This is a genomic window from Georgenia satyanarayanai, from assembly GCF_900116375.1.
GTDB lineage: Bacteria > Actinomycetota > Actinomycetes > Actinomycetales > Actinomycetaceae > Oceanitalea > Oceanitalea nanhaiensis.
On the sequence record NZ_UETB01000013.1, the window covers coordinates 1 to 26,216 of the forward strand.

The 26,216-nt window shown below is 71.1% G+C and carries 14 protein-coding genes and 1 tRNA gene; 2 read left to right on the forward strand and 13 right to left on the reverse strand.

Translation table 11 applies throughout. The features are described from left to right. From DSZ44_RS14215 to DSZ44_RS14245, 7 genes are all read right to left on the reverse strand, one after another. On the reverse strand, positions 1 to 7,371 hold a 7,371-nt coding region (locus DSZ44_RS14215), incomplete at its 3' end, for a ThuA domain-containing protein (RefSeq protein WP_146237570.1). A 73-nt stretch (positions 7,372 to 7,444) separates the two neighbouring features. Further along, positions 7,445 to 8,302 carry a sugar phosphate isomerase/epimerase family protein gene (locus DSZ44_RS14220; protein ID WP_110853298.1) on the reverse strand — a complete coding sequence of 286 codons (858 nt, stop codon included), beginning with the start codon at positions 8,300 to 8,302 and terminating at the stop codon, positions 7,445 to 7,447. An 89-nt stretch (positions 8,303 to 8,391) separates the two neighbouring features. Then, entirely contained in the window at positions 8,392 to 9,639 is a 1,248-nt protein-coding gene (locus DSZ44_RS14225; RefSeq protein WP_110853299.1) for a substrate-binding domain-containing protein, read from the reverse strand. A gap of 74 nt (positions 9,640 to 9,713) precedes the next feature. Next, positions 9,714 to 10,760, reverse strand: a complete 1,047-nt coding sequence (locus tag DSZ44_RS14230; RefSeq protein ID WP_110853300.1) for an ABC transporter permease — start codon at positions 10,758 to 10,760, stop codon at positions 9,714 to 9,716. Beyond that, entirely contained in the window at positions 10,757 to 11,839 is a 1,083-nt protein-coding gene (locus tag DSZ44_RS14235) for an ABC transporter permease (protein ID WP_110853301.1), read from the reverse strand. The genes DSZ44_RS14230 and DSZ44_RS14235 overlap by 4 nt, the downstream gene beginning before the upstream one ends. Continuing rightward, positions 11,839 to 13,314, reverse strand: a complete 1,476-nt coding sequence (locus DSZ44_RS14240; RefSeq protein ID WP_110853364.1) for a sugar ABC transporter ATP-binding protein — start codon at positions 13,312 to 13,314, stop codon at positions 11,839 to 11,841. The genes DSZ44_RS14235 and DSZ44_RS14240 overlap by 1 nt, the downstream gene beginning before the upstream one ends. Positions 13,315 to 13,337: 23 nt before the next feature. Beyond that, the gene (locus DSZ44_RS14245) at positions 13,338 to 14,462 is read right to left on the reverse strand and encodes a Gfo/Idh/MocA family protein (protein WP_110853302.1); all 1,125 of its coding nucleotides are present in this window, start codon (positions 14,460 to 14,462) and stop codon (positions 13,338 to 13,340) included. Between the two features lie 227 nt (positions 14,463 to 14,689). Here DSZ44_RS14245 and DSZ44_RS14250 point away from each other — a divergent pair, with 227 nt between their 5' ends. Then, positions 14,690 to 16,285: an alpha/beta hydrolase family protein gene (locus DSZ44_RS14250; protein ID WP_110853303.1), complete on the forward strand. Its 1,596-nt coding sequence runs from the start codon at positions 14,690 to 14,692 to the stop codon at positions 16,283 to 16,285. 141 nt (positions 16,286 to 16,426) lie between these two features. Here the strand turns inward: DSZ44_RS14250 and DSZ44_RS14255 are convergent. The 3 genes from DSZ44_RS14255 to DSZ44_RS14265 form a co-directional block, all read right to left on the reverse strand. Next, positions 16,427 to 16,499, reverse strand: a tRNA-Arg gene (locus DSZ44_RS14255). A gap of 166 nt (positions 16,500 to 16,665) precedes the next feature. Beyond that, on the reverse strand, positions 16,666 to 20,976 hold the full coding sequence (locus DSZ44_RS14260) for a lamin tail domain-containing metallophosphoesterase family protein (protein WP_110853304.1): 4,311 nt from the start codon (positions 20,974 to 20,976) through the stop codon (positions 16,666 to 16,668). Between the two features lie 130 nt (positions 20,977 to 21,106). Continuing rightward, positions 21,107 to 21,607 carry a MarR family winged helix-turn-helix transcriptional regulator gene (locus DSZ44_RS14265; protein WP_110853305.1) on the reverse strand — a complete coding sequence of 167 codons (501 nt, stop codon included), beginning with the start codon at positions 21,605 to 21,607 and terminating at the stop codon, positions 21,107 to 21,109. A gap of 132 nt (positions 21,608 to 21,739) precedes the next feature. On the opposite strand from DSZ44_RS14265, the gene DSZ44_RS14270 reads away from it, so the two are divergent. Further along, a complete protein-coding gene (locus DSZ44_RS14270; protein WP_110853306.1) occupies positions 21,740 to 22,531 on the forward strand; it encodes an SDR family NAD(P)-dependent oxidoreductase in 792 nt (263 codons plus the stop codon). Between the two features lie 47 nt (positions 22,532 to 22,578). Here DSZ44_RS14270 and DSZ44_RS14275 read toward each other — a convergent pair whose 3' ends face one another. The 3 genes from DSZ44_RS14275 to DSZ44_RS14285 are packed head-to-tail and all read right to left on the reverse strand — an operon-like array spanning position 22,579 to position 26,188. Next, a complete protein-coding gene (locus DSZ44_RS14275; RefSeq protein WP_110853307.1) occupies positions 22,579 to 23,256 on the reverse strand; it encodes an acetate uptake transporter family protein in 678 nt (225 codons plus the stop codon). Beyond that, the gene (locus DSZ44_RS14280; RefSeq protein ID WP_110853308.1) at positions 23,253 to 23,735 is read right to left on the reverse strand and encodes a hypothetical protein; all 483 of its coding nucleotides are present in this window, start codon (positions 23,733 to 23,735) and stop codon (positions 23,253 to 23,255) included. The genes DSZ44_RS14275 and DSZ44_RS14280 overlap by 4 nt, the downstream gene beginning before the upstream one ends. Next, on the reverse strand, positions 23,732 to 26,188 hold the full coding sequence (locus DSZ44_RS14285) for a molybdopterin oxidoreductase family protein (protein ID WP_110853309.1): 2,457 nt from the start codon (positions 26,186 to 26,188) through the stop codon (positions 23,732 to 23,734). The genes DSZ44_RS14280 and DSZ44_RS14285 overlap by 4 nt, the downstream gene beginning before the upstream one ends. Between the last annotated feature and the right edge of the window lie 28 nt (positions 26,189 to 26,216).

A 26,216-nucleotide genomic window follows, 5' to 3' on the forward strand; every position in this document is an offset into this window, starting at 1 on the left:
CAGGGAGTTCTTCACGTGGTACTCGGCCCCGCGACGCACCGCGAAGGTGTCGGTGCCGTCCCCGTCCCAGTCACCCACGAGGATGACGTCACCAGGACGCCCGTAGGTGATGACGGTGTCCGCGTCCCCACCCTGCTGGGCGTTGGACACGTGGAACCGGTTCCCACGACGCACCGCGATGGTGTCCGTGCCGTCGCCGTCCCAGTCACCGATGAGCACCTCATCGACCCAGCGGCCGTACATGAAGTGCACGTCCGTGGACCCGGCCCAGCTGTTGGACAGGTGGAACTCCGCCCCCCGACGGTCGGGCTGCGGCTGCTGCCCACCAGCGGTGGAGAACGTGAACGACCACTCGGCCACCGCGCCCTCGGCGAGCACGAAGCCCTCCAGCGCACGCGCCGTGACCGTGACGGTCCCGGAACCCGGGTGGGTCCCGGCCTCCACGACCTCACCGTCCACCAGGTACTCCACACCCTCGACCTCGGGGACCGTGAACGTGTCGCCCTCGGTGCCGTCCACGTCGGTGAAGGTCACCGCCTCGGGCGTCACCTCCACCGGCTCGGGGTCGGTGTCCTCGAGGTCCGCGACCCGCACGTTGCGGAAGTAGACGTCGTCGCCCTCGCCGTGGTTCTGCAGCCCGATGAAGCCGGAGGTGAGGTCACGCTCGGGCTCGGTGCTGTCGAAGTCGTTGACCAGCACCTCGTTGAGGAACACCTTGATGTTCTGTCCCTCGACGACGATCTCGTAGGAGTTCCACTCCCCCGGCGGGTTGAGTGCCTCGTCGCGGGCCTCCAGGTCGGCGCTCTGGAAGGTGTAGATCGCACCGGTGGTGCGGTCGTCCGCGTCCGTCGCGTCGATCTGGATCTCGTAGCCCTCGTCGACGGCCACCCACGGGTCGTCGCCCGGGTCGGGGAACCCGACGAAGACGCCGGAGTTGTCGTCCCCGGACATCATCCAGTCGAGCTTGAGGCTGTAGGCCCCCAGCTCCTCGGGGTACCAGAGCAGCCCCATGCCGCCGACGCTGAGCATCGAGCAGTCCTCCTGCAGCTCGAAGCTGCCGGGGCCTGCCATCTGCCAGCCGTCCAGGCTCTCCTGGGTGCCGTCGAACAGGGCGCGGTAGCCCTCCTCGACCTCTCCCGGCTCGCAGGCCGGGGGCTCGCCGCCCTCGGTGGAGAACGTGTGCTCCCACTCCGTGCTGGCGCCGTCGGCGAGCACGTAGCCATCGACCGCCCGCGCCGTCACCGTGACGGTGCCGGAACCCGGGTGGCTGCCGGCGGGGACGACCTCGCCGTCGACGACGTACTCGACGCCCTCGACCGCGGGGACCGTGAACGTGTCGTCCTCGGTGCCGTCCTCGTCGGTGAAGGTCACGGCCTCGGGCGTGACCTCCGTCGGCTCGGCGACCTCACCGGCGACCGTGAACTCGATCTCGTGGACCTCGCTCGTGTTGCCGGCGGCGTCGGTGGCCCGGAAGGCCGCCGTGTGCGCGCCGGGCTCGCTGACCGCGACCGCACCCTCGTAGGCGGCCCACTCGCCGCCGTCGAGCGCGTACTCGATCGTGTCGACGCCCGAGCCCTCGCCGTCGTCGGCCTGCGCGACCAAGGAGGCCGGAGCCTCGTAGGCCGCGAAGTCGGCGCAGGCGATGGGCAGCCCGGGGGGCTCGGAGTCGTGGATCATGATCGACAGCGGCTGCTGCCGGGCGATCCAGGTTGCCGCACCCGAGCCGATCGCGGTGCCGCGGCCGTTGGCGAGGAGGTCGCCCTCCGGGTCGCCGCTGGAGGAGGCCCAGATCTCGTTCGGCGGGGCCGCCGGACCGTCCGGGTCGTGCATGTAGTGACCACCGTGGTCCATGCAGGAGCCGTCGTGCAGGTGCGAGGCGTACCGCTCCCCCGCCGCCAGTCCGGTCGCCTGGACGGACACGGTGGTGCCGTCCTCGTCCTTGACCAGCGTGGCCGTGCCGCCGATGTCGAGCGTCGTGCGGTCGTTCGGCGCGAACTCGCCGGTCGACGTGCCGAGCACGTTGCCCGACACCGTGGGAGCGTCCTCGTCGACCGGCGGCTCGACGTCACCGTCGACCACCCGGAAGTGGTCGAAGCTGACGGTCGTCGGCTCGGTCTGCTCCGGGCCGACGGCGACGAGACCGACGGCGGAGAGGTCCCCGGCGTGGGTGACCGGGTCACCGAGCGAGGTCCAGGTCTCCCCGTCCTCGCTCACCCAGCCGGCGTAGCTGTCACCGGTGCGGCTCATCCGCAGGTGCCAGTAGTTGCCCTCGGGCTCGGCGACCAGGTCGATCGACCGGTTGCCGCCGGCCCCGAAGGAGCCGCCGACCTCGGAGACGAGCTCGCCACCCAGGTCGAGCGCCGACCCGGCCTCGTTGCGGGCCACGACGTCGAGCTTGACGTACTCGTCGTCGTCGCCGTACGCGAGCAGACCCGCGTACTGCCACCGGTGGATGAGCGGCGCGTGGAAGCGCGTCTCGACCGTCCAGTCACCCTCGGGTGCCGACTGCAGGATGAAGTTCTCCGGCGAGTCGGGGTTGTCGTTGTTGATGTCGCCGGGGGCGGTGACGATGTGCAGCTCCCCGTCGGCGACGGAGACGTTCTCGTCGTTGTAGCGCACCGTGGCGTCCCAGCGGCAGCCGTCGAGGGCGTCGCCCTCGAACTCGTCGCTGGGCTCGCGCTCACCGTCGTCCTCCCGGTCCGGGGTCACCCGGACATGGTCGACGACGGCGACGCCGCCACCCGCCCCGGTGTCACCGGCGGCGACGACGCCCACGACGGCCTCGGGGTCGAGGGTCGCGGAGCCGTCGAGGGTGGTGAACTCCTCGCCGTCGAGCGAGTACGCCGCGGTCACGCTCTGCCCGTCGCTGCTCAGGCGCAGGTGGACGGACGCCGGCGCGTCGGCCGGGAGGTTGACGTTGGCCGCGTTCTGGGTCCGCGAACCGCCGGACTCGGTCCAGAACTCGAGGAAGCGGCTGCCGTTGTCGCTGCGGGTGAACGTCAGCTTGGTGTAGTCGTCGTCCCCCGAGTGCAGCATGAGGCCGCTGTACTGCCAGTGCCGCTCGTGGGCGAGGGTGACCTGCGTGTCGACCTGCCACTCGCCCGAGGGCACCGGCTGGCCGACGAAGCTGATCGGGCCCGTGTTGGCGCCGTCGATGTCACCGGTGGTGACCGGCAGGCGCAGCCCGCCCTCGGTGACCGAGACGTCGCCGCGGACCGTCGTCCAGCGCTGGGCGTCGAGGCCCTCGCCGTCGAACTCGTCGCTCATCGACACCGGGCACACCGGTCCGGGCCCCGGCTCGGGGTCGGGGTCGGGGATCACGGGGTCGTCGTCGAAGACGAAGTCGCTGAACACAACCTCGCTCGTCGCCGTCGCGTGGTGGGCGGTGACGAACAGGCCCAGGTCCTGGACCGACGCGGCACCGGGCAGGGTGACCGGCTGGCCGATCTGGGCGAAGTCCTGCCCGTCGGTGCTGTGGAAGGCCGTGTACTGGTCGCCGTCGCGCACGATGCGCATCCACGCCGGGTAGGCGGTGGAGCCGGCGGCCGTCGACGCGTTGAGCTGGCCGTTGCCGTCCGTCGAGCGCAGCCACTCGAAGCCGCCGCTGGGACGGATGCCGAGCGCGGCGTAGCCGGCCGACTGTCCCGGTGCGGTGACGTCGTTGCGCACGATGAGACCGGCCTTGGCGCTGCCGTGGGAGTTGCCCTGGCTGACGACCTTCACCGTGGCGGACCAGTTCTCGTCCGCGCCGGCGGGCAGGTACAGCGAGCTGTACTCGTCCGTGGCGTTCCACATGTTGCCACCGCCGGAGGTGATGACGAACGAGCCGTCCTCACCGCGCGAGAACTCCCCGCGGGCGTTGGTGTACTGGCTGAAGTCGCCGAAGGGCTCACCGACCGTGACCGGCACGATCCGGGACGTCGTCGACACGCCGTTGTCGTTGGTGGCGACGGCGGTGAGCTGGAAGACCGACTCCTCGGCGACCTCCCACGTGATGCTGTACGGAGCCTCGGTGTCGACGCCGATCGACTCGTCGCCGACGAAGAACTCGACCTGGGTGATCTCGTTCTCCGCGTCCGTCGCCTCGGCGGTCACGGTGACCTCACCGGGCTCGAGGAACTCCGCGCCGGTCGGTGCGGTGATGCTCACCCGCGGCTTGGTCGTCGGCGAGACCCCCTTGCCGTCGGCCTCGATGAAGTTGAGCCTGCGCTCGCCCTCACCGGGGAAGACGACGTACAGCTCGAAGGACTCCCCCGGGTCGGCGACCTCGACGGCCACGTCCGTGTAGCGGGACAGCCCCCCGGTGGAGGGGACCTCGGCCGTGGCGAGGAGCTCGCCGTCGGGCGCGTCCTTCCGCAGCTCGATGTCCCCGCCGGTCGCCGAGGCGACCCGCAGGAGCAGACGGTCGATGTTGATGAGGTTGACCGGGTCGTAGGACGCCCAGGCTCCGTCCTGCCCGCTGATCGAGGTGCCGTGGCCCTCGACGTCGCGGGAGGCCGCGGCCGTGACACCGTCGGACTCGGCGTAGAACTCCGCCTCGCGGACCTTGCCGAAGAGCAGCGAGGTGTCCTGCCCGGTGAGGGCGGGGACGCCGTCACCGCCGGAGTCGGTGTAGCGGGCGTCGAGCACGTAGAAGACGTTCATGTCGTCGCTGTGCCCACCACCCAGGCTGGTGCTGACCGTGCCGGTCCGTCCGCTGAGCGGCTCGGCCGGGTGGGCGTGGCCGTCATGGCCGAGAGCCGGCTGGACGATGACGTCCTCGTCGGCGATCTCCTCCTCGGCGTCGGACGCCTCGACGTCCCAGGTGACGTCGTCACCGAAGTCGAAGAAGGCGCCGTCGGGCGGGAGGTTGAAGCTGATCTCCGGGCGGGTGTTGCCCACCGTGACGGGCACGGTGGTCGTCCCCGTCTTGCCGTGGGGGTCGGTCACCGTGAGGCGCGCGTCGTAGACACCGTTGTCGGTGTACGTCGTCGTGGGGCTGACCTCGGTGGAGTCGGTCTCGCCGTCACCGTCGAAGTCCCACGCGTAGCTGAGCTCCTCGTTCTCCGGGTCGCTGCTGTCGGACCCGTCGAAGGTCACCTCGAGGGGTGCCTGGCCGCTGTCCGGGGTCGCGGTGGCGACGGCGGACGGCGAGCGGGAGCCGGAGACGTAGTCGATGCGGTGCAGCCCGGAGTCGGGGTTGTGCCGGCCGAAGCCGCCACCCCAGTCGAGCACGTACATCGAGCCGTCGGGCCCGAACTTCGCCTCGATCGGGGCCATGAAGGGCTCGGAGGGCAGGAAGGCGTTGACCTTCTCCAGCTCCGTGCCGTCCTCGTTGAGGAGGAGCGAGTACATCTTGTTGCGCGCCCACTCGAAGAAGAAGGGCTGGCCGTCGAAGTACTCGGGGAACTTCGTGTCCGAGTCGAGCTCGGCGTCGAAGTGGTAGAACGGGCCACCCATGGGGGCCAGGCCACCACCCTGGGTGACGATCTCCGGGTGCGAGGCGCGCTGGTAGCCGTACCACATGTCGGGGGCGACGGCGGCGGGCAGCTCGGTGAGGCCGGTGTTGTGGATCGAGTCGTTGACCGGGTTCTCGCAGTCGAAGAAGTCGCCCACCGTGACCGGGTTGGTCCGGTAGTCGACGTCCCGGAAGGGCTCGTTGTCGCCCATGCACAGCGGCCAGCCGTAGAACCCGGGCTCCTCGATGATCATCCACTCCGCGATGCCGGCCGGGCCTCGCGTCGCCGGAGCGTCACTGCCGTTGTCCGGGGAGTAGTCGGCCAGGGAGAGGTGGCCGGTCTCCTCGTCGATGGCGAACTGGAAGGGGTTGCGGAAGCCCATCGCGTAGATCTCGGGCAGCGTCTTGTCCTCGGTGTCCTCGGACTCGTCGAACATGTTGCCCTCGGGGATCGAGTACGTGCTGCCGATCCCCGGCTCCGCGTCGGGGGCGATGTCCTCCAGCGGCGTGATCCGCAGGATCTTGCCGCGCAGGTCGTTGGAGTTGGCGGAGGTGGCCCGGGCGTCGTGGAACTCACCGTCGCGCTCGGAGATCGGCGCGTAGCCGCCCGAGGGCTCGGAGTGCGGGTTCACGTCGTCACCGACGCCGAGGTAGAGGTTGCCGTCCGCGTCGATCTCGACGACGCCACCGGTGTGGCCGGGCTCGTCGGGCAGGCGCCGGGCCGGGACCTCGAGCAGCACCCGCTCGGTCTCCGGCTCGATGATCCCCGTCTCGTGGTCCATGGTGAACCGTGAGAGCTGGCTGAAGAAGTTCGCGGGGTCGGTGTCGTCCTCGCTGGCCGGGGAGTAGTACAGGTACAGGTGCCCGCTCTCGGCGAAGTCCGGGGCGAGCGCGATGCCGAGCAGCCCGTCCTCACCGCCGGAGTAGACGTCCAGCTCGAGCGCCGTCGTCGTCGTGTGCGTCTGCGGGTCGTAGACCCGCACCTGCCCGCGGACGAGCTCGGTGAAGAAGACGCGCCCGTCGTCGGCGATGTCCATGCCGAAGGGCGCGGACGTGTTCTGGTCGAGCGCAACCCGCTCGTACATGTCCCAGTTCGTGCCGCCGCAGTCACCCTCGGCCAGGCCCGCGGCCCACTCGACCCCACCGAGGATGTGGCCGAGCAGCTCGGGCTCCTCGAAGTGGGAGGGGAAGTGACCCATGCCGGTGGACCAGGCGCGGCCGCCGTCGTAGAGCTTGCACCACGAGATCGGGTGGTCGTAGCCCATGGCGTTGCCGCCGGGCTCGTAGGTCGACTCGTCCATCGTGGCGAGGACGTGCGCCTCGCCACGGACGTTGGCCGAGTAGTTGTACCACTCGTCCGAGCGCTCCCACCGCTGCGGGAGGTGGTCGGTGGACGGGTGGGCCTGGTCCTCGACGCGGACCGTGCCGGGCAGGCCCGGGTCCGTGCCGGTGGCGGCGTGGCCGGGCATGAGCGCGCCGATGAGGTTGTCCCACCACTCGTAGTCGCCGCGCATGTCGGTGGCGTTGTGGATGGCGACGATGCCGTGACCGGCCTGCTGGTAGGACTCCAGGGCCTCCTTCTCGTCCGCGGTCCACGGGTCTCCGGAGGTCTGGAACATGACGAGGGCGTCGAACTGCGCGAGGTCCTCGTCGGTGAAGATCGAGGAGTCCTCGGTCCACACCGACCCGATGCCCGCCTCCGCGAAGGAGTCCATCAGCAGGGGCGTGCCCTGCTCGATGGTGTCGCCGTGACGCCAGGCGGCGGTCTCGGTGAAGACGAGGACGTTGGCCCGGTCGCCTTCCCGCGTGTCGATGATGTCGTGATCTGGCTCGATGGCGGCGGACGCCGGCATCGCGGTGAGCAGGGACAGGCCCAACGCACTCACCGCGACCGACGCCACCGTCCGTCCCCAACCGGGACGTGAGGTGCTCATGAGACGAATTCCTCCATTGGATCGCACATCTGCTTGCCATTCCGACCGCCCGACAGTGGACGGTTCACCCCCGTCAGCTCCTGCGCATCAACCCCTTCAGGTGGGCCAGACCGTCGACCGCGATCGCGTCCTGGCTGGCGGCGAGCGGCCGCCAGATGGACGCGGCCGTCGCGATGGTCGCGTTCTCGGCCGTGAAGGACTCGATGCACAGCGGGCCCGAGTAACCGGCGTCGTCGAGCGCCGTGAGGATCTCGGGCCAGGGCAGGTGGTCGGCGCCGGGGGCGCCGCGGTCGTTCGCGCACACCTGCACGTGCGCGATGCGGGAGCCGGCCCGGCGGATCGCCGCAGGCACGTCGGTCTCCTCGATGTTGAGGTGGTAGACGTCGAGAAGGATGCCGACGTCGGGCACCGGTGCGAGCGCCTCCAGCGCCTGGTCGACCGTGTTGATGAGCGAGGTCTCGTAGCGGTTGAGCGGCTCGACGGCGATCCGCACCCCGGCCTGGCGACCGTGCTCGGCCACCGGAGCGAGGTTCTCGGCGAGCTCGGCGTAGCAGCGGCGCCGCTCGTCGTCGTCCATCCGCCAGGTGCGGCCCACGGAGGCGTAGGCCGGCCCGGCGATGACGGCGGAGCCGACGGCGTGGGCGGCGTCGATCACGCCCCGCAGGTAGTCCTGGGTGGCGCGCACCGTGGCCGCGTCGGCGGCGACGAGCTCGCTGCCCTCGCCCATGACGAGCGTGACGGTGGCGCCCAGGCCCAGGTCCTCGAGCAGCGTCGCGGCGGCGGCCGGGTCCCAGTCGCCCAGGTGCTCGACAGGGAGCTCGACGAGGTCGAAGCCCCAGTTCTTGATCTGCGGCGCGAGGCGACGCAGGGAGTCGTCGGTGAGCGGGGAGGTCCACACCCAGGTGTTCACGCCGATCAGGCGAGACGTCATCGTCCATCCACTTCGTCGGGCCGGGCGGCCGCGCCCCCCGGCGGGACGCTGTGGGGCGCCGGTGACCGGCGCCCCACAGCGGGGTCGTGCTAGTTGCCCTGCCAGGCCTCGGGGAAGCCCGGGAGGTCCTCGCCGCCGAACTTGGCGTAGTGCAGCGAGGGCATGTCGGCGTTCCGCTCGAGGTACTCGGCGAGGTCGGCGTCGGTGATCGGCTGCTGCGGGAGCACCCACTCGGCCGGCACCTCCTCACCGTTCCAGATCATCTCGGCGGCCAGGACGGGCGTGCGCCACTGGAAGTTGGAGTAGCTCAGGCCGATCGCCGTCATCCCCGTCTCCTCCCACTTGCGCATGAAGCTCAGCTCGTCCTCACCGACGAAGACGGGGTAGTCCGCGCCCATGTCCTCGAAGGCCTCGACGGCGGCGACGGCGCCGTCACCGGCGTCCATCCAGATGCCGTCGACGTCCCCGCGCTGGAGGTACTGGGTGACGATGTCCTTGATCTGGGCGGCGTCGCCGCCGGTGAACTCCTCGCCCACCACCTCGATGTCGTTCTGGGAGAAGATGTCGTTCGCGGCGCCCCAGCGGTGCTCGAGGACGTCCACGCCGGGCAGGATCCGCAGCGCCAGCACGCTCGAGCCGGGCTCGAGGTTGTCGACGAGGAACTCCGCACCGGTGGCCCCGTAGGCGTAGCCACCGATCGGGTGGATGAAGGTGACGGGGCAGTCGGTGTTGACGCCGCGGTCGAAGACGATGACGGGTGCGCCGCTCTCGCAGGCCGCCTCGACGGCGGGGGTGAGGGTCGCCGTCGTCGAGGGCGAGATGATGATGGCGCCGCAGTCGCCGTCGGAGATGAAGGACTGGATGTCGGAGATCTGCTTGTTGTCGTCGTCGCCGGCGTCCGCGACGCGGAACTCGCCGATGACGCCCTCCTCCTGGAGGACCTCGACCTGCTGCTGCATCGTGGTGAAGCCGGTGACACGCCACGGGTTGGACACCGAGGCGTTGGAGAAGCACAGCGTCTGCGCCCCCTCGACGGCGAACTCGGAGGTGTCGACCATCTCGATGGGCTCGATCATCTGCAGCCACGGGGTGCTCGGGTCACCCTCGGGCTCCATGTCGCGCTGGGCGAGCTCACGCTCGTAGTCGGCGCGGACGAAGAACTCGCCCTCGGGCGTGCCGCCCTCGTCGCCGGTGCCGTCGCCGGCGTCGTCACCGGCGTCCTGGGTAGCGGCGGTCGTGGGGTCCGCGGACTCGGACGGGGTGTCGGTGGTGCAGGCCGTGAGGACGAGGCCCAGGCCGAGGACGCCTGCGGTGAGGCGGAGCGTGGTGCGCTTCATCAGTACCCTCCTTGGTAGCGATGTGGGGTCATGGGGTTCGTGGGGCGGACGGGCGGACAGAACGACGGCTCAGGTCATGCGGCTCCCACAGGCTGGGGCTCCGCGGGGGTCTGCGGGGCGGTCCGGCGGCCGCGGCGCATGCGTGACTGGTTCGCCGCGAAGGCGACGGCGGCGATGATGATGACGCCCTGGATCGTGGGGTTGAGCGTCGAGGGCATGTCGAGCTGGACGAGCAGGCGCTCGAGGAGCTGGTAGGTCAGCGCACCGGCGATCGCCCCGACGATCCACCCGCGGCCACCGCCGAGGAGCACGCCACCGAGGACGACGGCGGTGATCGCGGTGAACTCCATGCCCTGACCGACCTGCGCGGTGACGCCGGCGAACCCGCCGACGAGGATGCCCGCCACCGTCGCGAAGAGGGCCGAGAGGACGAACGCGCCGGTGCGCACGACCCAGACGCGGCCGCCGGCGAAGGCGGCGGCGGTGTCGTTGTCGCCCGTGGCGACGAGCACGCGCCCGTAGGAGGACCGCATGAGGAGGATCCCGACGACCGCGAGCGCCACCATGATGAGGAGCGCGTAGGGCAGCTGGCGCAGCACGGGCATGTCGATGCCCATGCGGCCCCACTGGCGGAAGCTCTCCGAGAGGGCACCGGTGGGCGCGCCGCCGGTCCACAGCCGGATGGCGCCGTAGAGGACGAGCATCGTGCCCAGCGTCGTGATGAAGGAGGGCACCCGCAGCAGCGTGGTGACGAGGCCGTTGACGAGGCCCACGAGCAGTCCGAACCCGATCATCAGCGCGATGACCGGCCAGGTCCGGTCCTCCTCGCCGTTGATGAGCTTGGCGGCGATGACCACCTGCGCACCGACGAGGCTGCCAACCGAGAGGTCGAACTCGCCGGAGACGATGACGAAGTACTGCCCGATCGCGAGGACGACGAGCGGCGCCGCGTTGCGCAGGAAGGCCATGAGCGACGGCGGCTCGTAGAACCCGGGGTTGAGGACGAGCATGACCGCGATGAGGGTGGCCAGCACGACGAGCACCGGACCGCTGCCGTTCTGGCGCAACGCCGTGAGGACGGAGGGCCGCGCAGGACGCGCAGCCTCGGTACGGGTGCTCATGAGCCGCCCCCTTCGGTCGCCGGAGCCGGTCTCGCGCGTCGGGACGCCGCGTCCCGGAACCGCGCTCTGGCCTTCTTCGGGTCGATCTGGCGGCGGGCGTACAGCGCCACGGCCGCGATGATGATGGTGCCGCGCAGGACGTCGCGGAAGAACGGGTTGATCTGCAGGCTGTTGAAGAGGCTGTCGAGGACACCGAGGATGAGGACGGCGGCGATCGTGCCGCCGATCCCGCCCCGTCCGCCGAGCAGGAGCGTGCCACCGAGGACGACGGCGGCGATGGAGTCGAGGTCGTAGCCGGAGCCGTAGATCTGGGCTCCGACGCCCGTGCTGAAGCGCGCGGCGAGGAGCAGGCCGGCCAGCCCCGCCATGGTCGAGCACAGGACGTGCGCGACGACGAGGGTGCGGTCGGTGCGGATGCCGGAGAGCCGAGCGACGTCGATGTTGCCACCGACGGCGAACATGCTGTGGCCCAGCCGGGTGCGGTGGAGCATGAGGACACCGAGGCCGGCGATGACGAGCATGATGACCGCCGAGAGCGGCAGCACCCCGATGCGCGTGTAGCCGAAGCCCTGGAAGGACGCGGGGACCGAGCCGGACGGGCCGGGGTAGCGGGTGTCGAGGAACCCCTTGATGATGAGTCCCGAGCCGAGCGTCGTGATGAAGGCGTGGACGCCGAGCTTGGTCGTGACGATGCCGTTGAACAGACCGACGGCGGCCGAGACGCCCAGCGCCGCCGCGACGCCGAGCAGCACGCGGGACTCGTCACCGTCCATGACGACGGCGGCGACGAGGCTGCTCAGGGCGGCCACGTAGCCGACCGACAGGTCCAGGGAGCGGCACAAGATGACGAGGGTCTGCCCGATGGCGATGAAGCCGAGCAGGCTGGAGCGGGTGAGGATGTCGATGACCGAGCCGCCGCTGAAGAGGTTGTCCCCCCGCATCGCGAGGAGCACCCCGGCGACGACGAGGAGGATCAGCAGGGCGACGTAGATGAGCGGCACCGAGCGCAGCGGCGAGCGCCGCGTGGGAGCGGTGCCGGCGGGGCTGCTCGGGGCGGTGACCTCTGGGGTGGCGGTCATCATGCGCTCTCCTCCAACGCGTCGTGGCGGGTGGCGAGGGCCATGACGGCCTCCTCGTCGCTGCCGCCGGGCAGCTCGCCGCTGATCTCACCGTCGTGCAGCACGATGATCCGGTCGGCCATGCCGATGACCTCCGGCAGCTCGGAGGAGATGAGGACGATGGCCACGCCCTCGGCGGCGAGGTCGCGCATGAGCTCGTAGACGGCCCGCTTCGCCCCGACGTCGATGCCTCGGGTGGGCTCGTCCATGACGATGACGCCGGGGTCGGTGACGAGCCACTTGGCCAGGACGACCTTCTGCTGGTTGCCGCCCGAGAGGAAGCGGACCTCGTGGCTGCCGCTGCGGGCAGCGAGCTCGAGGGAGGAGAGGATCTCGGGGATGCGGCGGGCACCGCGGCCGGCCCGGCGGGGCGAGACGGCGTCGAGCACGAGCCGGGCGTTGGCGGCGACGGACTGGTTGAGGGCCAGGCCCTCGGCCTTGCGGTCCTCGGTGACCAGGGCCAGTCCCGAGCGCACCGCCTCGCGAGGTGACCGCGGGTCCACGCGCTTCCCGTCGACGTACACCTCACCGGTGCGGAAGCGCTCGACGCCGAACAGGCCGTGGGCGATCTCGGTGCGCCCGCTGCCCTGGAGGCCGGCGAGGGCGACGATCTCCCCGGCGCGGACCTCGAAGCTGATGTCGCGGACCATGTGGTTGCCCACGCCCCGCACGGCCAGGCGGACGTCACCCGTTCGGGTGCCCTCCCGCGGCTGGGGGAACAGGGCGCTGATCGAGCGGCCGACCATCTTCCGGACGAGCTCGTCGGAGGTGATGCCCGCGGTGTCGACCGTGTCGACGAGGCTGCCGTCCTTGAGGATGGTGATCCGGTCGCACAGGTCGAAGATCTCCTTGAGCCGGTGCGAGACGTACAGGACGGCGACGCCGCGCTCCTGCAGGCGGCGCACGAGGCGGTAGAGCAGCTCGACCTCGTGGTCGGCGAGCGCCGCGGTGGGCTCGTCCATGGAGATGATCCGGGCGTCGAAGGACATCGCCTTGACGATCTCGACGACCTGCTGCTCGGCGACGGACAGCGCGCGAACCTTGACGTCCGGGGCGATGGTGTCCACGCCGAGGGTCGCGAGGAGGTCGGCGGTGTCGCGGACCATCTGGGCGCGGTCGACGAGGCCACGTCGGCGCGGCTCGCGACCGAGGTAGACGTTCTCGGCCACCGTCCGCTCGGGCAGGAGGTTGAACTCCTGGAAGACGGTCGTGACACCGGCGGCCTGGGCCTCGAGCGGGTGGGCGAAGGAGACGGGCGCGCCGTCGAGCTCGATGGTGCCGCTGTCGGCGGGCTGGACGCCGGCGAGGATCTTCATGAGCGTCGACTTGCCCGCGCCGTTCTCCCCGACGAGCGCGTGGACCTCTCCGGCGCGGACCTCGAGGTCGATGCCGGTGAGCACCTGGACGCCGAAGAAGGACTTGGTGATGCCGCTCATCCGGAGCAGCGGGGCGGCTGCGCTCACGGCGCGACCTCCACCCAGGTGCGGGAGGCGGCGGAACGGACGACGGCGTCGGCCAGCCGCGTGGCGCGCAGCCCGTCCGCGAAGGTCGGCAGCCCGTCGACCGGTTGGCCGGCGATGGTGCGAGCGGTGTCGGCGACGAAGCTGGCGAAGCACTCCTGGTAGCCCTGCGGGTGCCCGGCCGGGACGCCGGCGTACTGGGCGGCGGGTGCGGAGAGGGTGTCGGGGTCACGGACCAGCAGGCGGGAGCCGTCGCGGGCGCCGAGCCACAGCTTCTCCGACTCCTCCTGGTCGAAGGCGACGGTCGAGGTGGCGCCGGAGACCTCGAGGAACAGCCGGTTCTTCCGGCCGGGGGAGACCTGGGAGATCGTGGCCGTGCCGACGACCCCCGCCGCGGTCTCGAACTGGAGCGCGACGAGGTCCTCGGTGTCGACCGCGGACCGGTCGGCGCCCCGCTCGGCGTTGACGGTGGCGCTGCGTGCGCTGACGGCCGTGATCCGGTCCCCCGTGACGAACTCGAGGAGGTCGCACCAGTGGGAGCCGATGTCACCGAAGGCTCGGGTGGCACCGCCGAGGCGGGCGTCGACACGCCAGTTGTCGTCCTCCGGGCCGGAGAGCCAGTCCTGCAGGTAGGAGCCGTGGGCGAGGACGATGCGGCCGAGCTCGCCGCGCCGGACCCTCTCGCGGGCCTCGCGGACCATGGGGTGGAAGCGGTAGACGAAGGGCACGGCGCCGACGAGGCCGGCCGTCTCCGCCGCCTCGTGCATCTGCGCGGCGTCCCCCGGGGTGGTTGCGAGCGGCTTCTCGCACACGACGTGCTTGCCCGCGCCGAGCGCGCGCATGGTCAGCTCGTGGTGCAGGTGGTTGGGCGTGCAGACGTGGATGACGTCGACGTCCTCTGAGGCGAGCAGCTCGTCGACGTCCGTGAACAGGCGGGTGGCGAGGAGCTCGTCGGCGGCCCGGGCCGAGCGGTCCTCACTGCTCGCGACCACCCCCACGACCTCTCCGCCGTTCACCCGGACGGCGCGCGCGTGCACGCCCCCCATGAACCCGGCACCGACGATTCCTGCGCGATAGCTGCCAGCGTCGGCAGCCTCGCGCTTACGGTCAACTGTGACCCCCATAACAGGCATGTTCGCACCGTATGGAGGACTTACGTCGCTTGTCAAGCAAAAGCCGCCATGTGTGGCTCCGACATGTGGATACAGGTAGGCCGGACAGTCGGCAGGCCACCAGCGCGCACGGACGAGGCAGTTTCGGGGCAGCGCTCAACGACCGCGCGCGCGAGCCGATCATCCGGAGGAAGGGGCCGCCCGACCCGGGTTGCCGCCCTCCAACCTCGGGAGTGCCTGTGTACCGACGTCTCGTCCGGACCGCCGTCGTCACCCTCGCCGCGCTCGGGCTGGCCACCGCCGGTGCCGTCGCACCGGCGTCGGCCGACTCGACAGGCGGCTCCGGCGGGCCGCGCAGCAACCGGCTCGACGTGCCCTTCACCTCGAGCGGGTACACGTCGAGCTATCACCTCTTCGCCGCGGGCCTGGACTGGTCGCGGCCCGTGGGGCTGCTCGTCTACACCGACGGTTCCGGCGGCCTGGGGCTGGACGAGCCCAACAGCGACTTCCTCCTCGACGCGGACGGCAGCAAGGGCCTGGTCGCCGTGGCACGGAAGCACAACATGCTCCTCCTGACACCGGAGGCGCCGGGGCCGGACTGCGACGACTCCGACAACTGCTGGTACGACGTCGCCCACGCGCCTGGCAAGGCGCGCTGGTCCTCCGACCTCGTGGCGCGGGTGAAGGCGCAGTACGACATCGATCTGGACCGCGTGGTCATCGGTGGCTACTCCTCCGGCGCGCAGTGGACCACCCGCTTCTTCCTGCCCGCCCACGGCGAGGCCCACTCCGTCGACCTCGCCATCGCCATCGCCTACGGCGGGGGGCCGGTGGGCACCCCACGCTTCTCGTCCAGGTACAAGGCCTCGACCGTCGTGTCCTTCGACACGGGCACCGCGGACGAGGACGGGTACTCGGCCAAGCCGTGGGGTGCCCGCGGCGGGTACAGCTGGTACACGCGCGCCGGTTTCATCACCGACGCCACGTGGCCCGCGCGCGAGGACCACTACCGCTGGGGCCAGTTCGCCGGCATCGTCGACCGGGAGATCACCCAGCACCTGGGCCGCGGGAGCCGCCCGAGCGCGGCGCCGGCGCGCCCGATCCCGGCCGAGGACGGCAGCAGCACCCGGGACATCGTCGACGGCGGGATCGGCGGGACGGGCAACGTCTACCACCTGGCCGACACCTTCTCGGGCAGTGCGAGGTACGTCTTCCAGTACGGCAACACCGGCGGCCGCAGCTACGTGGGCGACTGGGACGGCGACGGTCGCGACTCCATCGCCTACCGGGCGGGCAAGACCTTCTACATCCGCGACAGCGCCAGCGCCGGCGCCCCCACGCAGGCGATCGACTACGGCCGCGCCGGGGACGCCGTGTACGTGGGTGACTGGGACGGCGACGGCGTCGACACCTTCGCCGTCCGCCGCGGCAAGACCTACCACGTGAAGAACTCCGTCCAGGGCGGGGACGCGGACCACGTCGTCCACTACGGCCGGAACCAGGACACCATCCTCGTCGGGGACTGGGACGGCGACGGCCGCGACACCCTCGCCGTGCGCCGCGAGAAGATCTACCACCTGAAGAACGCCATCCGCGGTGGCGACGCCGACCACGTCGTCACCTACGGCCGGCCCGACGACGACGTGTACGTCGGCGACTGGGACGGCGACAACCGCGACTCACTCACCGTGCGGCGCGAGCGCACCTACTACGTGAAGAACGCGATCCGCGGCGGCGACGCGGACGTTGTGCTCAAGTACGGCCGCGACGAGGACACCACGCTCGTCGGTGACTGGAACGGCGACGGCAAGGACACCCTCGGCATCCGCCGCTGAGACGGCCGCCGACGCGAGGCCCCCGCCAGGCTCAGCCTGCGGGGGCCTCCGTCCGCGCCGCCGGACGCCCGAGGAGAACGAGAACGGCCCCAGCGGGCTCTCGCCGTGCTGGGGCCGTTCTGATCGCTGTCTCAAACGATGTGCGCCCGGAGGGACTCGAACCCCCAACCTTCTGATCCGTAGTCAGATGCTCTATCCATTGAGCTACGGGCGCATGACCCCGCAGGGCCGAGAACGAGCATAGCCGCCCGACGCCGCCGGTGAAAATCCCAGGGCCCGTCCGGGGCCGTGACTTCCACCACGCGGCTACCGTCCCGCCCACACCGACAGCTGGATCCCGCACCGGGCAGGACCCAGCTGTCGGCGCACGGAGGTGCTTGTCAGCCGGCCTTGGTGAGGGCGGTGACCTCCTTGGCGGCGCCGCCGGCCGTGGCCGGGGCCTGGCCGACGGGGCGGCGCACACCGATGGTGTCGCTGCCGTTTCCGTCCCAGTCACCCACGTAGACCTCGTCACCCTCGCGGCCGAAGGTGACGACCGTGTCCGCGTCCCCGCCGCGCAGGGAGTTGTTCACGTGGTAGGTCCGCCCACGCTGGACGGCGAAGCTGTCACGGCCGTCACCGTCCCAGTCACCGGCCAGCACGACGTCGTCCGCCCTGCCGTAGGCGAGGACGACGTCCGCCGGGCCACCGGTCAGCGAGTTGCGCACGTGGTAGACCTGCCCGCGACGCACCGCGAAGGTGTCTCCACCGGCGCCGTTCCAGCTGCCGACCAGCACCTCGTCGTCGGCGCGGCCGTAGCGGAAGACGACATCGGCGTCCCCGGGGTTCAGGGAGTTCTTCACGTGGTACTCCGCCCCACGACGCACCGCGAAGGTGTCGGTCCCGTCCCCGTCCCAGTCGCCGACGAGGACCGTGTCGCCCTCGCGGCCGTAGTGGAACACCTCGTCCGGGGCGCCGCCGCCGAAGCGGTTGGTCACGTGGAACTCGTTCCCGCGGCGTACCGCGACCGAGTCACGGCCGTCCGCGTCCCAGTCACCGATGTACACCTCGTCGGCCCAGCGGCCGTACATGAAGTGCACGTCCGTGGACCCGCGCCACGTGTTGGACAGGTGGAACTCAGCGGTGCGACGGTCCACCGGCTCCGGCTCCGGCTCCGGCTCCGGCTCCGGCTCGGGCTCGGGCTCCGGCTCCTCGGTCGCCGCAGGCAGGACCGTGGGCAGGGAGGTGACGACGTTGCCGTCGTCGTCGGTCACACGCGCGAACCAGAGCTGGTCGACGTCGGTGGCCGCGACCGGGACGGCCACGGGCTCACCCGGTGCCGCGGAGGCGGACACCACCTCGGTGGACGGTGCGGTCACCGCGAAGGCGGTCGGGCGCAGCGTCGTCGAGCGCACGAGGTCGACCGGGACGACGAGCTCCTCGTCCGTCGCGTCGTAGCGCGCGTTCTCCCCGCGGAACGCCGGCTCGTCGTAGCGCCACGCCTCGAAGGTGTCGAGCGTCGGGGAGTAGGCGTTGACCGCCATGAGCCCGGCGTCGAGGTCCAGCTGGAGCAGCCGCTGGAAACCGGTGTCGCGGTCGAGCATGTCGTCCCGGGTGACGGTCGGGTCCTCCGCCTGGGTGGAGCGGTAGCCCTGGTAGTCGGCGAGCATCTCGACGACGGTGCGCCCCGTGGCGCCGACGTTGCTGACGGCGACGACGTCGGGAGACAGCTCCGTCGCGTCGGTCTGCTCACCCGTCACCGGGTCCGCGAACATCGTGGAGACGCCGTGGTAGTGACCGCCGAGGACGAGGAAGACGTTGTCGTTCGGCGCGACGACCGTCTCCCACACGTCGTTGCCGGTGGCCGTGTAGCGGCGGTCGACGCCGTCACGCTCACCGCTCGTGTGCAGGTAGGAGTGCACGGCGAGGACGACGCTGTGGTCGGGGTGCGCGGCGGCCTGCTCCGCGGCCCACGCCATCTGCTCGTCCGACGGGCGGTAGGGCAGGCTGACGACGAGGAAGTCCGTGCCGCCGGCGGAGAAGTAGTCGGTGTGCGCGGAGTTGTCCCCCGGCGCCCACGGCTCCCCGTACCAGGGCCGGTCCTCGTACATGCTCACCGGGAAGTAGTCGTTGTACTTGTCGTTGTTGTGGCCCCACATGTTGTCGTGGTTGCCGGGCAGCACGCCGTTGGGAATCTCGGCGTCGCCCAGCAGGCTCATGATGTCCTGCGCCGCCTGGAACTCGCGGTCGGCGCGCTCCTCGGCGTGGTTGCCGTTCATCCAGTTCTCGATGATGTCGCCGGTCAGGGTGTTGTAGCCGATGTTGCGGGCGTCGGCGTTGGCGACCACCCACGTGACCATCTGGCGGAAGACGTCGCGGAAACCCTCGGCGAGGAACTGGGTGTCGGTCATGTGGTTGATGGCGACGTCGTAGCGGCCCGGGTCGACGAAGGCGCTGTCCCGCACGCCGACCTCGTCGAGCAGGCCACCGCTCGTGCGGGGGCCGTCGATGACCATGACGTGGGCGACGCCGTCGGCGACCGCCGCCGACGGCACCTCGCCGACGAGCGTGACGTCACCGTCCGCGGACGGCACGGCCGCCTCGAGCAGCTGCCACGCGCCGTCGTCCCAGAGCAGGAGCTGGAGCTCGTTGCGCAGGGTCGCGGTGCCCGTCCACACGACCTCGACGGGCCCGTCCGCGGGCACCTCGAAGCGCTGGAACGGGAAACCGTCGGTGCCGGTGACCTCACCGGCCTCCTCGACGACCTCCTCGCCGTCGACCGCGAGGGTCGCGGGCACCGGCTCGGTGCTCACGCCCTGACGGACGACGATGTCGGCGGAGTCGCGCAGGTCGGCCACGCGGGCGCTGAGCTCGAGGGACGTGCCGCCCTCGTCCGCCGTCGTCACGCTGGTCCGGTCGTCGTCGGTGGAGACGGCGGGGGTGCCGGGGACGTGGTCGGTGTCCACGCTCACCGGGTCCAGCTCACCGGGCAGCGGCTCGGTGGGGTCGACGTACTCGGCGTCGCGCAGCTCGCCGGGGGTGCGCTCGGCGGTGACGACGAAGTCGAGCTCGTTGTCGCCGAGGTGCTGGGCGCGCGTGTAGCTCTCGCCGAGGTCGTTCTTCGTCCAGTTCCGGGTCTCCTCGCCCAGGCGGCAGGGGGTGTACTGGTTGACGTTGACGTCGTAGGAGGCGACGGCGTCGACGAGGGCGCCGTCGGCGTCGGTGATGTACATGCCGTAGCCGTCCCCCGAGTTGAGGCCGGTGGGGTAGGTGCCGTCCGCGACCTCACGCAGAGCGGTCGGCGCCCCGGCGGCGACACCGAGGTAGGTCTCCCCCGGCTGCAGGGTCACGCCGAGGTCGGCGATCTGGACGTTCGTGCCGATGCCGGGCTGCCCGGTGCCGTAGCAGCGGTAGGCGCTCCAGCCGGAGAGGTCGACGGGCTGGTCGCCGTAGTTGCCCAGCTCGAAGAACTCGTCGTCCCCGCCGGCCGGTCCGGCGGCGGCGATCTCGCTCAGCCGCACGTCCCGCAGGCCCCCGAAGGTCGGGGCGGGGGCGTAGTCGGTGGTGGGGTCGTCCACGCCAGGGGTGCGGGTGGCGGTGACGACGAAGTCGGTGAGGTTGTCACCGGTGTCCGACACGCGCTGGTAGGTGGTGTCGTCGAAGTGGTTGAGCTTCTCGTCGATCGGCGAGCCCGCGGTGCAGGGGCTGTTGCGGTTGTCGTAGACGCCCACGCGGTCGACGATCTCGTCCTCACCCGTGAGGAGCATGACGCCGAAGTCGCGCCAGTGCATCGAGGTGCCGTAGGTGACGTCGGCGTCGGCCGCGTAGGCGCCGCCGTCGCGTGCGGCGACGTAGCTGTCGCCGGGCTCGAGGACCGACCCGTCCGGGAGCGCACCGACCTGGAGGTACTGGGTGCCGTTCTCGCCGCAGCGGAAGAGCTGGTACCCGCTCATGTCGACCGGGGCCTCACCGTAGTTGGTGATCTCGACGTACTGGTCGGCGGTGCTCTGCGCGCCGCTGCTGTTGAGCTCGGAGAAGCGCAGTCCGTTGTCCACGGTGGCGACGTCGTGCTCGGTGACGTTGGGGGCGCCGACGGTGCGGGGGGCGATGGCCCAGTCCTGCTCGATGTCACCGGTGTTCCCCACGCGCTGGTGGGACTCGTCGAGGCGGTGCTGGAGGCCGCGCTGGAGCCACTGACCCTCGACGTCGCAGTCGGTGGCGATGTCCTCGTGGTAGAAGCCGATGGCGTCCACACGCTGGCCGCTCGCGTCCTCGATGAAGGCCCCGAAGCCGAACACGTGCAGGCTGGTGCCGTAGAAGGAGTCGGCGTCGTAGCCGGACCCCTCCCGCGCCGCGGTGTACTGGTCCCCCGGCTGCAGGACGGTGCCGTCGGCGACGACGGCCTGGGGGCCGTAGCCCCCACCGGTCTGGCCGCAGCGGTAGACCTTCCAGCCCGAGATGTCGACCGGCTCGGTGCCGTAGTTGGTCATCTCGATGAAGTTCTTGTCCGCGTCGCGGTTGGCCTGCGAGGTCGCGCCCGCACCACCGGCAGCGATCTCGCTGAGGAGCACGGGCGAGCCCGGCTCGATGTCGTAACGCATGGGCAGCAGGGCAGCGGCCGGGAGTGCGGCTCCCAGCGTCACCGCCCCCGCGGCGGCGGCCGCGAGCAGCGCTCGCCCGGCCCGGGAGGGCCGGTCATGTCGACGGAGCATGACGTCCTTTCGGTCGTGAGCCGGGCAGGCGTGTGCCTGCCCAGCGGCATGCTCGCGTGGCGAGGCGACGTCCGGGCGTCTGCCCGGCAACGCCCCGGTGAACAGTGCGGGTCGGGGCGGGCTCGCCCCGTCAGTGGGCAGCGCCGGACGGTGGACGCCACCCGTCGTCGTCGCGGACGGATCGCATGATCCGCCGGCTGATCTCGCGCAGCTGTCGGGTCTGGGCCTGCGTCAGCGGCTCGAGAACCAGTCGACGCACCGTGGACTCGTGCCCCGGGGTGGCGTCGTCGACCGTCTGCACCCCGAGGTCGGTGAGGGTGGCCAGGGTGTAACGCCCGTCCGTGGGGTCGGTGGTGCGTCGGAGCCACCCCTTGGACTCCAGGCGGGTGGCCGCGCGCGACAGACGGGACAGCGTGCTGTTGGCGTAGCTCGCCAGCACGCTCATCCGCAGCGTGCGGTCCGGGGCGCTCGCGAGCGCGTACATCACGCCGTACTCGAAGTGCGTGAGGCCGGCGTCGCGCTGCAGCCCGGTGTCGAGGGCCGTTGGCAGCCACTCCAGGACCGTCGCGAGAGCCGCCCACGTCTCGAGGTCCTCACCACTGAGCGCGTGGGGGTCGCTGGGCTCCGGCATGGCAGCAGCGTACGTGGACCGGGACGCCAACGACACCAAGATCGCTTGACTGGGAAAGCCATGCCTCCGTACCTTTCACTTGCTTGCGCAAGTGATGCTCACCAGCCGACACCCAGTGATTGCCGAGGAGACATGGATCTGCAGCTGACCGGAAAGACAGCCTTCGTGAGCGGCTCGACGCAGGGCATCGGCTATGCGATCGCGGAGGCCCTCGTCAGGGAGGGGGCGTCCGTCGTCATCAACGGCCGTGAGGACGACCGCGTCCAGGCGTCCGTCGCGAGGCTGCAGGCGACGGTTGTCGGCGGGACCGTCTCCGGCCTCGCGGCCGACGTCGAGGAGCCCGCGCAGGTCGCCAGGCTCCTCGAGTCCCTCGGGGAGGTCGACATCCTCGTCAACAACGTCGGCCTCTTCGAGGTCACGCCCTTCGCCGAGGTCACCGACGCGGACTGGCAGCGCTACCTCGACGTCAACCTCATGAGCAGCGTCCGGCTCTCACGCCACCTGCTCCCCGGGATGCTCGCCAGGGGGTGGGGCCGCATCCTCCTGGTCAGCAGCGAGTCCGGCGTCGACGTCCCGGCCGACATGGTGCACTACGGCGTGACGAAGGCGGGCATGCTCGCCCTCGGCAACGGGCTGGCGAAGCTCACCCGCGGCACCGCGGTCACGGTCAACACGATCCTCGGCGGCCCGACCTACTCCGACGGCGTCGCGGACGCCGTCACCCGGCTGTCCGAGGCCCAGGGGGTGCCGGCGGACGCGCTGAAGGACGCCATCGCCGCCGGGAACCACACCTCGCTCCTCCAGCGGTTCATCGAGCCGGCGGAGATCGCCGCCCTCGCGGCCTACCTCGCCAGCCCTCTCGCGTCCGCGACGAACGGCGCCGCCGTCCGCGCCGACGGCGGGGTCCTCACCGGCATGCTCTGAGCCGAGGACCACGACGCGGGCCGGTGGAAGGACATCTTCTGCGGTCTTCAGAGCTGTTTGCGGACGCCGGCCTCGTGGATCACCGGACCGACCTCGTCCTGGGCGCTCCCCGTCATGGTGTCGATCCCGCCGCCGCGTCGTCCTGTCGGCAGGACGGTGCGGTGGTGGGTGTCCTCGAGCTCGAAGGCGAGTGCCGCGTAGAGCGCGGCGGCGGCGAGCACCAGACCGGTGCCCCCGGCCACGGTCGTCCACGCGCTGTCCCCCGTGATCTCCGCGGCTCCCGTGAGCGCGAACCGCAACGAGGTGAGCCCCATGACCGCTGCGGCGACGACCTTCGACATGCCGGCCACGGCCGGGACGAGCATCACGGCGGCCGCCGCGAGGAAGAGGACGCCCAGGCCGGGCGAGGACGCGCCCGGTGGTGACGTCGCGGTCACCAGGCCCGCCGCCGCCCATGTGCCGGCCAGTGTCGCCATGCCCGTACCGGCCACCGGGTCCCGGGCGAGGAACCCGTACACCGCGGACAGCAGCTGGGCCGGGACGGTGAGGGCGAGCACTCCCACCGCGACGTTCCGGCCCTGCTCGGGCGCCACCCACCCGAGCTGCAGCGCGCTGAACCCCACCGTCGCGACGACCAGTCCGAGGAATCCCAGCGGCAGCGGCGTGCCGATGGGACGCAGCACCACGCGCGTGGCGACAGAGGCGTGCTCGGGCGCGGCGCTCAACTCACGAGCACCTGGGTCGCCTGCACCTTGAGCTGGGCGTTCGCCCAGCGCATCTGACGCAGCGTGTCGGGGTGGCACTCCTCGGCGACCGACAGGAGGTCGCGGTGCTTGATGCCCTGGGCGGCCTGGGCGAGCAGCTCCCAGTCGACCGAGACACCTGCCGCCTTCATGAAGATCTCCCGCAGGTCCCGGAGAAGCAGCAAGTCCGGTGTCCTTGCTCGCCCCACGAGCTCGCTGCCCTTGTCCCGCACCCGCTCCATGAACCCGAACTCTCCCTCCGGCTCGTGGTCGAGCTTCTCGCCGTAGCTGTCGGCGATCGCCGCGACCTTGCGGACGTGGTCCTGGGACCACACGGCGAGGTCGCGGGCGACGTAGAAGATCTCGTGGTCCACCTTGTGCCGCTCGGACACCTGGAAGAGCTCGTGGGCGAGGTCGTTCTCCGAGCGGTGGAGCTCGCGCAGGGCCAGGCCGATCTTCATCGCGTGCCTCCGGTGAGGTTCTCGTCAGCCGTGCCGGCGGGTCCCCCGACAGTGGCGGGGACGGCGTAGCCGACGGGGGCCGACCCCGCCGTCGTCGGCGCGGACGACGGCGTGCCACCGCCGTCGTCGACCTTGTGGACCCGGGCGGCGGCCGTCTTGAAGATCGGCTGCTTGGACGCGGGGTCCCAGTCCGTGACCGTGAGCTCGTTGGCGGCACGGCCGGTGCCGTCAGGCTCGTGGCCCGCGTCGGTGTCCCAGTAGCCGTAGTGGAACGGGAGGAAGACCACCCCGTCGCGGATGCCGCTGATCCTCACCCGTGCGCGGACCGAACCGCGCGGCGTCGTGATCTCGGCGAGGTCTCCCTCGGCCAGGCCGAGAGCTGCGGCGTCGGTGACGGACAGCTCGACCCACACCTCCGGTGCGGCAGCCTGGAGCTGGGGGGCGCGGCCCGTCTTCGTGCGGGTGTGGAAGTGGTAGACGGTGCGGCCGGTGATGAGCTGGAGCGGGTAGTCCTCTCCCGGCTGCTCGTGGGGCGGGAACCAGGCCGCCGCCTTGATGACCGCCTTGCCGCTCGGGTTCAGCGCCTTGTACTCCGTCGGCTCCAGCGGCGCCCCGGTGACGAGGTCGCGGCCGTAGCTCTCGCAGTAGTCCGGTGCGGACCAGAACTGCCCGTCGGTGTAGATGTGCTCGGTGCCGTCGGGGTGCTCGTCGGTGCAGGGCCACTGGATCCCGCCGGAGCCCCGGAGCTTGTCGTAGCTCATGCCCGTGTAGTCGCACGGCCGGCCACGGCTGCACTCCTTCCAGCCCTCGAAGGCCCCTTCGGCGTCGGACCACTTGACCAGCGGGGCGCCGTCCTTGTCCTCGAGCCCCAGCCGGTGGGCGAAGTCGATGAAGATGTCCAGGTCGGCGCGGGCCTCACCGGGCGGGTCGACGGCCTTCTCCGAGAGGTGGACGGTCCGGTCGGCGTTGGTGAACGTCCCGGTCTTCTCCCCCCAGGTGGCGGCGGGCAGGACGACGTCCGCGAGCTGGGCCGTCTCCGACAGGAAGATGTCCTGGACGACGAGGAAGAGCCGCTTCTGGCTGAGGACCGACCGGACCCGTGCGAGCTCGGGCAGCGAGACGGCCGGGTTGGTCGCCTGGACCCAGAGCATCCGGATGGAGCCCTCCTCGGCGTACCGGACCATCTGCATGACGTGGGTGGGCGGTGAGTAGTGCGGGATGTCCATCGGGTCGACGTTCCACACCCGGGCCAGGTCCTTGACGTGCTCGTCGTTGGACCAGTTCCGAAAGCCGGGCAGGTCACCGTCGGCACCCGCCTCCCGGGTGTTCTCGGCCGTCGGCTGACCGTTCATCTGCAGCACCCCGCATCCCGGCCGGCCGAGCATCCCCCGCAGCAGGTGGACGTTGTTGACCTGCACGGCGGCAGCGGTGGCCTGATGGGACTGGTAGAAGCCTTGGAGGACCGTGGACAGCAGCCTCTCAGCCGTCCCGAGGAGGCGGGCTGCGTGGCGGATCTGCTCGGCCGGGACGTCGCAGATGTCGGCCACCCTCTCGGGCGGGTAGTCCTGCACGCGCGTGGCGAGCTCCTCGTAGCCGACGGCGTGCGCGGCCACGTACTCGTCGTCGACCCACCCGTTCGCGACGATCTCGTGGAGCAGGCCGTTCATCAGGGCGACGTTGGTGCCGGGCCGCGGGGCGAGGTGGACGGTCGCCGCCCGCGCGACCGGGGTCAGCCGGGGGTCGACGCAGACGATCTGCGGCGGGTTGGGGCCCGCCAAGCGATCGAGGACGCGACTCCACAGCACCGTCTGCGTCTCGGCCATGTTGTGCCCGTACAGGGCGATGACGTCGGCATGGTCGACGTCGGTGTACGAGCCCGGCTGGCCGTCACACCCGAAGGACTCCTTGAGCGCGGCCGCGGCCGTGGCCGTGCACAGCCGCGTGTTCCCGTCGACGTGGTTCGTGCCGATGCCGCCGTGCGCCACGAGGCCCAGCGTGTAGTACTCCTCGAGGAAGAGCTGCCCCGTCGTGTAGAAGCCGACGGCGCTCGGCCCCTGCTCCTCGAGCAGCTCCTTCGTCCGCCCGACCACCCGGTCCATCGCCTCCTCCCAGGACGTCTCGACGAGCGTGCCCCGCTTGCGGACCAGCGGGCGCGTCAGCCGGTCCGGGGAGCCGTTGGCCTGCCACCCGAAGAGATCCTTGGGGCCGAGGCGGCCGTGGTTCACCCTGTCCTCCGCTCGGCCGCGGACGCCGACGATCCGGTCGTCCTTGACCGCGATGTCGATGCCGTCCCCGTTGGAGTGGAGGATCGAGGCGCTCGGCACCCACCGGTCGACGTCGCCGGGGTCGACGCCCTCCGCCAGGTGGGTGTCGACGCGGACCGGCCACGTCTCCCCCGGCCCGTACGGTGTCCGTGTCCCCCAGATCTCGGCGATGCGGTCCGTCGTCGCCACCGTGTACCTCCCGGCTGTCGTCGTGCCT

Bases quoted from the DNA above. Each gene is read 5' to 3' on its own strand.
- DSZ44_RS14230 (WP_110853300.1), bottom strand. From the start codon at position 10,760: ATGAGCACCCGTACCGAGGCTGCGCGTCCTGCGCGGCCCTCCGTCCTC.
- DSZ44_RS14245 (WP_110853302.1), bottom strand. From the start codon at position 14,462: ATGGGGGTCACAGTTGACCGTAAGCGCGAGGCTGCCGACGCTGGCAGC.
- DSZ44_RS14265 (WP_110853305.1), bottom strand. From the start codon at position 21,607: ATGCCGGAGCCCAGCGACCCCCACGCGCTCAGTGGTGAGGACCTCGAG.
- DSZ44_RS14280 (WP_110853308.1), bottom strand. From the start codon at position 23,735: ATGAAGATCGGCCTGGCCCTGCGCGAGCTCCACCGCTCGGAGAACGAC.
- DSZ44_RS14260 (WP_110853304.1), bottom strand. From the start codon at position 20,976: ATGCTCCGTCGACATGACCGGCCCTCCCGGGCCGGGCGAGCGCTGCTC.
- DSZ44_RS14220 (WP_110853298.1), bottom strand. From the start codon at position 8,302: ATGACGTCTCGCCTGATCGGCGTGAACACCTGGGTGTGGACCTCCCCG.
- DSZ44_RS14235 (WP_110853301.1), bottom strand. From the start codon at position 11,839: ATGACCGCCACCCCAGAGGTCACCGCCCCGAGCAGCCCCGCCGGCACC.
- DSZ44_RS14240 (WP_110853364.1), bottom strand. From the start codon at position 13,314: ATGAGCGGCATCACCAAGTCCTTCTTCGGCGTCCAGGTGCTCACCGGC.
- DSZ44_RS14225 (WP_110853299.1), bottom strand. From the start codon at position 9,639: ATGAAGCGCACCACGCTCCGCCTCACCGCAGGCGTCCTCGGCCTGGGC.
- DSZ44_RS14270 (WP_110853306.1), top strand. From the start codon at position 21,740: ATGGATCTGCAGCTGACCGGAAAGACAGCCTTCGTGAGCGGCTCGACG.